The following is a 10,186-nucleotide window of genomic DNA, read 5'->3' on the forward strand; positions in this document are numbered from 1 at the left end:
TTTTGCGGAATTAATCAAAAAAATGACAAGTTTATGACCGTGCGAAGTATAGACCCCTTTCGATTGTCCATCGAAATGCGTACCTTTGCCTCCCGTAAGGAAACAAAGCGGCATGAAGAAATTGCTTTATTGGGCGATATGGCTGATAGGAATCACCGCTTGCGTGAATCCCAAAGGCAAGGAGGTGCTGGCGGAAGCCGAAAGGCTGGTGCAGGCATCTCCCGATTCGGCTTTGCTTGTATTGGAACAGGCGGAGAAAGAAGTCGCTACCTATCCGCGCCGCAACCGCATGCGCTACCTGCTGCTTCGAGCCGAGGCGATGAACAAGGCTTACCTTCCGTTGGATAGCATTACGTATATGGATGAAGTGCTCGACTATTACCTCTCGCATGGCAACCGTGACGAGCGGATGCGTGCCTGCTACCTGATGGGAAGCGTCTGGCGTGACCGGGGAAATAGCCCACTTGCCCTGCAATACTATCGCGATGCCATTGGTGAAGCGGATACAACGGAAACCGATTGCGACTATGCGCAGGTAAGCCGCATCTATGCGCAAATGGCACTGTTATTCGACAGGCAACGTTATCCGCAGATGGAATTGGAGCAATGGAAACAAGCCATGCGTTATGCCCTGTTGGCAAAAGATACGCTGATGTATATCCAGTGTCAAGATTATATAAGTGGCGCTTATTTCCTTTTAAGCAAAGAAGATTCGGTCGTGTATTTTACTCAACAAGCTTACCGTAATTATTCGAAATATGGCAGGAAGGATTGGGCTGCCGCCACTCAAATCGTTATGGCAGACTATTACTTGAGGTATGACAGCCTTGATAAAGCCAAACAGGCATTGGACGAATACCGGAACAACTCGGGCTTTTTTGAGAGCGACGGAAATGTCTCTTCGGGATATGAAATCTTCTATTATTATATAGGAGAATATTACGAGAAGATGGCACGATTGGATTCGGCTGTTTTCTATTATCGGAAACTGCTGAATTATCCGGCTGATATAATGAATGCGGAAAGCGGGTATAAGGGTTTGATGTCGGTCTATACCCGGATGCATGAGGTCGATTCGGTGGCTAAATATGCTCATCTGTTTGCCAATGCCAACGATACGGCAAATCTTCGCAACTCAGCCCATGAAATCAGCCGTACGCAAGCCTTGTACGATTATTCCGAAAGCCAGCGGATAGCGGTAGAGAAATCGGAGGAAAACCAAAGGCTATGGCTGGGGCTTTGTGCCTGCTTTGTGATGTTGTCGTTTGGAGGAACTGGAATTTATTTGTATGAGCGGAAACAAAAAACGACCCGTATGCTTGCAAACCGGAAGTACACCGACCTGATGATGCAATACCATCAGGCTACGGAAGAATTGCAAAGTATCCGTTCCAACAAACAACAATTCCAGCAACAGAAAGAACAGGAAATCGAAAAGCTCCAGCAGATGCTTGCCGTTTACCAGGAACATACCCATGCCGGTCAATGGGAATTGGAGCAAAGCCTCTTGCAACATGACATTGTCAAGCGTATGCACCAACATGCTTACAAGCTGGCAGTACCTTCGGATGCCGAATGGAATGACTTGCAAGGCGTGGTGGAAAAATCCTTGCCGGAGTTTTATGCCAAGCTGAGTGCTAACGAAGCTCAACTGACTGACCAAGAGTGGAAAGTCTGCCTGTTGGTAAAGCTGAACTTTATTCCTTCCGAACTTACCGTTTTGCTTAATCTCAGTAAGCAACGTGTCACCAATATCCGCACACGTCTGAATCAAAAATTGTTCGGCGAAAGCGGAAGCCGGACTTTCGATGCCAATCTTCATAAGCTATAGTGCAGAAGAGTACTAAATGTACTTTTATTCAATCATCTTATATTCAATTGTTTAAACTTTCCTATCATCGGTTGTGTACTAAGTGTACTCATTTTCTTTGACAGGTTTCTGTTTTATTCTTATGTTTGCGGTGTAATTTTAAAAACGTAAAGAATATGAATAGATTTTCTTTCTTTTTGTTATTAATGCTACTGCTTTCTTCACAAAGCATAAACGCTGGTAGCACATCAGGTGGGATGCCGATAGAAATTTATGCAAGTTTTACGAAACCTCATTCAGCTAAAGGTCATATCATGAGGTCTCCTGCTAAAGTTCCTGATGTATATTTAAAGGATTACCTTGTAACGTTTGATGCTTTCAGCAGTGCTTGTACGTTAGAATTGGTAGATACTGAAACGAATGAAACCGTTTACAACCAGGTTATCCCTGCCGGAGGTACATCTTGCCTGTTGCCTTCTACGCTGAAAGGACGTTACCTTATCCGATTCGTCTCTGAAAGCGTAGCTTATTGGGGATACATTGATTTATAAAAAGAACATAATAAAGTCGACTTATTATATTCCAGACCAAACTGGTAAAAAGGAGCGGAAACCGAAAAGCTTATAGAGTAGGCAAACAAATACACTCAAAAAACTAAATGAAATATGAAAATTAAATTAGTATTTTTATGTATAGTAGTAATTATGTTAAATGCTTGTTCTGTAGAGGATAGTGCAAATGAAAATTATAATCAAGGATTTCCAGAAGCCCAAGCATTTATATCGGAAATGACAGTTGATGAAAACGATGCGAGTCGAAGTAACGATGTTAAGTCTTTTAAAATCAGTTTCCGAGATTCTATTTCGGGATTTTCCTACGGTTACAATCTTTTATGCTATGACACAGATAAATATGGTGCAGATTTTAATGACGATAATATTCCTGAATTAATAATGGTGTCCCAAGGCAATAAGATTGTCGGACAAATGAATGGTTATACAAATGTCCTGCATATTACCCGAGAAAATAAAGATGGATATATTCTTTATTCATTTCAAGAAGAAACTCCTCAAACTCGTGTAACATACACTCATCTTTCTTGGTGGGGATGTGTCACTCGTTTGGTCTCAACACCTGAAGTATCTTTTACAGGAATGTTTACTAGCAGCATTGCTATGGCTGGGGCTTTAGCCATCATATGTTTAGATGATAACAATCGTTGGGATGTAATCGAATGAGTAAAAGCAAAATGATAGGCTGGAGCATATTGGTGCTATATGGAATCTCATTATTTGTCCTATTCCATTGCCATTTACTGACGGAAAAGATGAAAGACTTATTTACTATATATGTCTTTAGTATTCCTACTATAGCGTGGTATCTGATAGGAAGAAGTAAACACAAAGAATAATACAGTCAACTTATTATATTCCAGACCAGACTGGTAAAAAGGAGCGGAAACCGAAAAGCTTATAGAGTAGGTACATTTTGTGAATTATCATAACGTGAGTTCGATATAATTCAAAACATCGTAAGCTGCCCGTCTTTGACAAAATACAGGTCAATGGCGGGCTTCTTTTCAAAAAAGCAGTATGCTGCAATAGCAGAAAGTGAATTGGCAATGAAGTTGTTGAAGGAGCGGTGTCTGGAGTGTTCAATCTGTGCAATATTTTTCAACTCATCATTGACCGTTTCTATTAAAGCCCGCTTTCTCAACAGGATTTTGTCCGCTACACTACTCATCAGAGAATTCTTCATATTGTTCTTCACTTTGGTTATCAGCTGTATTCCGTTAAGGAAAAGGTTCTCGAACAAAGCCTGCCCGATGTATCCTTTGTCCGCACACAGTTTGCCCTTTATGTTTTTCAGGAACTTTTCCTGTTTCAACGGCTCACGGTCATCCACATTTCCCGGCGTGAACATGAAATTGAGGATTTCCCCTTTGTCGTTGATAATCAAATGCAGTTTGAAGCCGAAAAACCATCCCATGGAACATTTCCCACGCTCCGCAAGACCCTCAAATGTCTTGTGAATCAATATACGCTGGTTCCGGCATACACGCAGCGGAGCGGAATCCACAAAACTGATGCCAGTACAGGTACCCAGCAGGACCTCCTTGATGAAGACGGTAAGCAGCAACAGGACTTCTTTCTCCAGTTCCACAAAACGGTTATAGGACACACATTGGGGGAAGAGGTGTATCAGATGTTTGCAGATATATTCCTTGTAATAATGCTTGAAACACCGGAAACCTCCTGAGTGGAACAGAATCAGGATGACCATGATTCCCGCATCGTTCATCCGGTTCGGCTTGTTCCGATGCCTGTGATTCTTGTCTTCAACCATATATTTTTCCTGAACTTTGGCAAATTCCTTGCAAAAATCATCCGCCATACAATAAATCTCCGTAACTTTAGCCGCTGAGAACATAGTGGTAATCGTTTAAATGTTATAACTTGATACTTTAAATTTAATGATTTTACCGCTATGTTCCTAATTTTCAAATGAATAATTTTATTCCTTATATCGAACTCACGTTATCATATTATGGATAAAGAAACTAAAATCCCAAAATTATCAAAGGATGAAGCAGGCAAACTGCGTGGCGGCTTTTCAATTGAATCTGCCAAAGTAGAAACAATGCTTGAGTTGTCGGATGCTGCCTGTTTGTACGATATGCTTTCAACAACGAAGTGAATCGGTGAACGGTTCTTGCCCAATCCCTCGTGTTTATGAAAATGCTACAATCAATATCCGTAAATATTTTTACGACGTGATTGCATTGAAGCATCAAGCAGCAACATAATCATTTTGACAAAACAGAAGTATATAGTCGTTTTTCTCTAACAAAAGGACGTGTAAAATCAAGAAAAAGATTAAATTTGCAGATAAAAGCATCTGAAAATAATTTGTTGCATGAAGCGGTATTTATTACTAATTTTATTATGTGTTTGTTCGATGTGCCGGATGATGGCACAAGATATGATTTCAGGGAAGGTAGTAGACGAAAATAGGAATCCGTTGCCTTATGTGAGCGTTGTCCTTCAGCATGTACAAGATTCATCGTATGTCTGTGGAGTCACCTCGGATACGGAAGGGGTGTTCCGTTTACCGGTTCAGCCAGATAGGGAATATGCATTATTGGTATCCTATATCGGTTATACCACAGTCCGTAAAACCTGCAAGGCGGGCAACCTCGGAACGATTATGATGAAGAAAGATGCCTTGATGCTGGAGGAAGTGAATGTCATCGCTTCAAGAATCCGCCACAATGCGAATGGCTATACCGTTAATCTCCGTTCTTCGGATATAGTGAAAGGCAAGCAGTCTGCCGATGCTTTGGCATTTCTTCCGGGGATAACCAAAGAAGATGACAGTTATAAAATCAACGGGCTTCCTGTAAGTGAGATTTATGTGGACGGTATAAAGCTTGCCAATATGGATGAACTGAAAAATCTTCCGGCGGATATGATAGAGCGGGTGAAAGTGAACTATCTGGCAGGGAGCAATCAGAATGCGGCTCTGACAGGAGGAACGATTGATATTTCCCTCCGCCAGCCACCCCAAGGCGGGTATTACGGCTCTCTGAACGGAGGAGCCACATTCTATCCCGATTACGGGTTCAGTAATGAGAACGTAGGCGGTGTCATCCGTTACCGTTATAAGAATCTGAATGTTTATGATAACCTTTCCTTGAATTTCAATCAGCAGGAAGAAACAGCTGACCAAACCGTATGGAACCAGTCGACCGATTTGCGTACGCAAATTGATGAAGAGACAAAATACCGGGGACACAACATCAACAACCGTTTAAGCCTTACCCAACAGATAAACGGGAACCACTCTCTTGGCGCCAGCTACTATGTGGCGACAAACCGGCTTAAGGCATCTTCACTTACCATTGGCAGCCAGGAAAACGCCATCCGCCCGGCTATCGAAAGTAAAGACAATTACCTTGATCAGGAAGCGACCTTAAAATATACTGCCAAACTTAGCCGGAGAGGAACAACACTGGATATAACAGGCGACTATTTTAACCGCCAGTCGGATAACCGTACAGGCTATTCGTATGGCGACAACACATCGGATGTGTCGGAGGATGAATCTTCACTGGATATGTATAAACTTTCGGTTGACGTGACCGACCCTCGCAGCCAGAAGCTGGTATGGAAATATGGTGCGTCCGTGCACTATATTGTCTCTGATTATCATCCTGCTATCGATGCTTCCAATCAAACCGACCGTTTCCCGACAAGCTCAACCGCAACACGAACAAAAGGATTGACTCCGTTGGCGTATGTGTCCGCTATAGGGCAAATCTGGAAAATCAATTACAGTGTAGGCGTGAACTGGCAATTGAATGAAATTAAATATAAAACCTTGGATGATGGAATAGAGTCATCGGATACACAATGGGGGATTAATCCGACCGTACAACTGATGATGCCGTTGGATAAGAAAGGCGAGTATATGCTGATGCTGAATTATAAGCGTACCCTTGACGACATCCCGTATGCGGCGATTTCATCTACGGTCCGTTGGAGTGACCCATACAATTATACGGTTGGCAATCCCGACTTGAAAGCCCCTACGGCGGATATGCTTATCGCCGGTGCCTCTTTGTTCCGCAATTTGCTGAACCTGACAGCGGTGTATTCGCATACGAAGGACAACATTTATTGGGAAACCAGACAAAATCCGGGCGCATCTGATGTGTTTTATACAATTCCGGTAAATCTTCCATCGGCAGATTTCTATGGCATAGGAGTGGAACTGAATCTGAATCCGGTCAAGCCGTGGAGGATGAAAGCCTCCGGTCGTCTGGAAATCCATCCGGAAGATGTTACATTAGACGGCGTCTACTATGGGAAAACAAGACTTCGCCAGTATTATGCCATATACAACACCTTTGCCTTCAATCACGGCTGGGGCGGCATGTTGAACCTGATATGCGAGCCGACTTTCAAGACATACGACCGTACTTACCATACTATCTATAATATCGGCGGGCAGGTTTATAAAACGATGTGTAAAGATAAGCTGCAATTGACTTTCATGTTCAATGCTCTTGGCGACCGCCGCAAATATGACCGCAATGCCAACGGCAATAAGGTGACCTACGATTTTACTACGCCTGTGCAGTATGTAGGCGTTTCGCTTATATGGAGATTTTCAGGAGGCAAGCAGGTGAATGTAAATGCGATAGAAAGCGGTTCGCAGAACTTTAAGGAAATAAAGGACGTTATTAGATAGAGTAATGGCTCGGTTTCACTTTATAAAACAACATGATGCCATGCAATGTGGAGTAGCATGCCTCCAAATGATTTGTAGGTATTATAAAAAGATATATTCGACTGATACATTGCATCAATATTGTTTTGCGACCAATGAAGGCGTATCTTTATTGGGTATCAGTGATGCTGCCAAGAAATTAGGGTTACGAACTGTTTGTGGACGTATTACAGTTAATCAGTTGAATGCCTCATCACTCTCATGCATCCTCCACTGGAACCAGAACCATTTCGTGGTGCTCTATAAAATAAGGAGAGGAAAAACCTTCTACATCGCCGACCCGGGCAAAGGGAAAATCAGATATACCAAGGAAGAATTCAAGAGCCATTGGATAAGCACCACCTCGCAAGGGGAGGAAAAAGGGGTAGCCATGTTTTTGGAGCCTACCCCGGAGTTCGGCAGACTAAAAGGGGAAGAGGCGGAAGGCATACACTCGTTCCGCTTCCTGATGGGATACCTGAAGCAATACCGCCGGTGCTTCGTGCAGATTGCCTTGGGGCTGCTGGTTGGGAGCCTGCTGCAGCTCATCCTGCCTTTCCTTACGCAGGCGATCGTTAACTTGGGCATCAAGCACCAAGATATCAAGTTGATTTTAGGGACTAGGTACTAGGGACTAGGTTTTAAATAGCTTTGTCAGCGGAAACCTTAGTATTTGAAACCTAGTCAACTAGTCACCTAGTCCCTAGTCACCTAAAAAACTTAAAAACTCAAAAACTTAAAAACTCAAAACATGACCGACAAACGCATTGAACTCCGCTCGGAAAAAGTACGCCGCATCATCGGCACCATCCCTCCGGCATTGGTACGCTGGAACATCACTGTATTGATTGTCATTCTGTCCGTTCTGATTGCGGCAGTATGCTGCATACCTTATCCCTACGGAGAAGGGGAAAGCATCCTGCAGCATATACTCGGTTGCTTATAAGCCATTTCAGGAAGGAAAGGAAATATCAACAGAAATACTTGCTTTTATAGAAACACAAAATGTACGGACCGTACCCGCATTGAAGAAAAATCATTGCTGACGAGTACGCTGCAAGCGTTAGAGACTGTTTTGAATGGACGCAATATCTGAAAACAGACAATTATAACCCAAGCATGATGTTTCAATTCTTTTTCTCTATGTTACATCCAATAAACCCCATGTAACAAATGCATACATTATGCTTCCTTGTGTACTAAATGTACTTGGATTCCTTCAGTGTATTTACGTATTTGTTATATATTTGCGGTATCAATCACCAATAAAACTTATCTATTATGGAAAATCATAACATTCATACATTTTATTCTGCTTTCATCTGTGCATACTGATAGGTGCCCTATTGCCTATCCCGTTCGGCAACATCTTACTTCCCTGGTTCTACTGGTTGTATAAAGGCGGCAGAAAGAACAGAGAAATATCAGAACAAGCATGCAGGGCATTGAATTTCCAATTCCTGTGCGGATGTCTCGTTTTCGTTTATGCCATCATTGCCTGGACGAGCTTCATCAATATGATGGCAAGCGGGAATAAGCCCGATTATGCCTGGCTGGCACCCATCGCATGTTTCTACACCGCTGCAAGCGTGTTGTATCCTTTCTTCATTCTGGTTTATATGAACATCACTAGAAAAAGCAGACAGTTTTATCCGAAAACAATCTATTTGTTCAAATAACCGGCTGATGATCAGATAATGAAAGATTTCTGACTAGAGCCTGCTACAAATCCACGGGAATGTCTATCTTTGCAAAAAACGTGCGACAATGAACATGACCGAACTGCAAAATGTTACCTCCCGATTTCCTCAGATAAAAGAGATAAAGGGCATCCAGGCTTTACAATCCGGACTGATTAACCGGACTTACCTTGTCGAGACAAATGGTCCGGACAACTATATCCTTCAGCAAATCAACCACCACGTATTCACCAATGTGGAATTGCTGCAACACAACATCGAATGTGTGACCCGGCATATCCGAGCCAAACTGATAGCACGCGGAGAACCGGACATCGAACGGAAAGTATTGCATTTCCTGCCTACCACGGAAGGAAAGACCTATCACTTCGACGGGACGCACTACTGGCGAACCTGTGTGTATATCCGCGATTCGTACACACAAACCAAGGTGACACCGGATACAGCCTATCTGGTAGGGTTGAAATTCGGAGAGTTCGAAGCGATGCTTGCCGACCTGCCCGAGAAGCTGGAAGAAACCATCCCCGACTTCCACAATATGGAGTTCCGGATGCAGCAGTTAAGAGAAGCCATAAGAACGGACCAGGCAGGACGAAAGGGAAAAGTGCAGGATTTGATAGACGCACTGGAACGGGATGCCGATGACATGTGTGCTGCCGAACGGCTGTACCGTGCCGGCAAATTGCCTAAACGGATTTGCCATTGCGATACGAAGGTAAGCAATATGCTGTTCGATGCGGAAGGCAAGGTGCTCTGCATCATCGACCTGGACACGGTGATGCCCTCATTCGTGTTTTCCGACTTCGGCGACTTCCTGCGCACTGCCGCCAGCACGGCTGCCGAAGATGAACCAGACACGGAGAAAATACATTTCAACATGAATATTTTCCGGACTTTCACCCGCGGATATCTTGAATCGGCAAGCGCATTCCTCACACCGCTCGAAATAGAAATGCTGCCCTATGCCGTCCGCCTCTTCCCCTATATGCAGGCGGTACGGTTCCTGACCGATTACCTCAACGGGGACACGTATTACCAAACTGCCTGTCCTGAACACAATTACGTCCGCACACGGGCGCAATACAAGCTGTACCAAGAAACATGCAAGGCTGTTCCCGATATGCAACAATACATCTCACAGCAAATGAAAAACCCTTTAAGAGGAAACGCAGATTAACACGGATTTCCGCAGATTATTTTTACAGACTATTATCAGACTTACGATTTGATTTCAGCCGCATTTCTCAGAAGCTGTTTTGAATTTATCGTGCGATGATTTGGGATGAGTTTTTGAGACATTTTCGCTTCTGTGATGAGGAAGATAGCGGGCTATCTGACGAAGAACAGGAGCGAAAAGGACCAAAAAATCGCCCAAAGCACACACGAAAACGGATACATCAAGCCA

General features: G+C 43.4%; 10 protein-coding genes. 9 read left to right on the forward strand and 1 reads right to left on the reverse strand.

All coding sequences use genetic code 11. The features are described from left to right. Positions 1–112 precede the first annotated feature (112 nt). From B5F78_RS04555 to B5F78_RS04565, 3 genes are all read left to right on the forward strand, one after another. Complete coding sequence (locus B5F78_RS04555; RefSeq protein WP_087406141.1) at positions 113–1,831, forward strand: hypothetical protein; 1,719 nt, start codon at positions 113–115, stop codon at positions 1,829–1,831. Positions 1,832–2,124: 293 nt separating this feature from the next. Beyond that, the gene (locus B5F78_RS04560; RefSeq protein WP_087396202.1) at positions 2,125–2,361 is read left to right on the forward strand and encodes a hypothetical protein; all 237 of its coding nucleotides are present in this window, start codon (positions 2,125–2,127) and stop codon (positions 2,359–2,361) included. Between the two features lie 114 nt (positions 2,362–2,475). Next, a complete protein-coding gene (locus B5F78_RS04565; RefSeq protein WP_087251344.1) occupies positions 2,476–3,048 on the forward strand; it encodes a hypothetical protein in 573 nt (190 codons plus the stop codon). A gap of 283 nt (positions 3,049–3,331) precedes the next feature. Here B5F78_RS04565 and B5F78_RS04570 read toward each other — a convergent pair whose 3' ends face one another. Next, positions 3,332–4,240: an IS982 family transposase gene (locus B5F78_RS04570; protein WP_087251341.1), complete on the reverse strand. Its 909-nt coding sequence runs from the start codon at positions 4,238–4,240 to the stop codon at positions 3,332–3,334. Between the two features lie 117 nt (positions 4,241–4,357). Between B5F78_RS04570 and B5F78_RS17065 the strand changes: the two genes are divergently transcribed. The 6 genes from B5F78_RS17065 (at position 4,358) to B5F78_RS04595 (ending at position 9,958) form a co-directional block, all read left to right on the forward strand. Next, positions 4,358–4,507, forward strand: a complete 150-nt coding sequence (locus tag B5F78_RS17065; RefSeq protein WP_158100058.1) for a hypothetical protein — start codon at positions 4,358–4,360, stop codon at positions 4,505–4,507. A 285-nt stretch (positions 4,508–4,792) separates the two neighbouring features. After that, on the forward strand, positions 4,793–7,063 hold the full coding sequence (locus B5F78_RS04575; RefSeq protein WP_162608486.1) for an outer membrane beta-barrel protein: 2,271 nt from the start codon (positions 4,793–4,795) through the stop codon (positions 7,061–7,063). A 4-nt stretch (positions 7,064–7,067) separates the two neighbouring features. Beyond that, entirely contained in the window at positions 7,068–7,712 is a 645-nt protein-coding gene (locus B5F78_RS04580) for a cysteine peptidase family C39 domain-containing protein (protein WP_337959690.1), read from the forward strand. Positions 7,713–7,832: 120 nt separating this feature from the next. Beyond that, positions 7,833–8,027, forward strand: a complete 195-nt coding sequence (locus B5F78_RS04585; protein ID WP_087207762.1) for a hypothetical protein — start codon at positions 7,833–7,835, stop codon at positions 8,025–8,027. 376 nt (positions 8,028–8,403) lie between these two features. Continuing rightward, entirely contained in the window at positions 8,404–8,760 is a 357-nt protein-coding gene (locus tag B5F78_RS04590) for a DUF4870 domain-containing protein (RefSeq protein WP_255376588.1), read from the forward strand. Positions 8,761–8,854: 94 nt separating this feature from the next. Beyond that, positions 8,855–9,958: a phosphotransferase enzyme family protein gene (locus B5F78_RS04595; RefSeq protein WP_087406148.1), complete on the forward strand. Its 1,104-nt coding sequence runs from the start codon at positions 8,855–8,857 to the stop codon at positions 9,956–9,958. The last annotated feature ends 228 nt before the right edge of the window (positions 9,959–10,186 follow it).

This window comes from Bacteroides sp. An279, assembly GCF_002159615.1.
Classification (GTDB): Bacteria; Bacteroidota; Bacteroidia; order Bacteroidales; family Bacteroidaceae; genus Phocaeicola; species Phocaeicola intestinalis.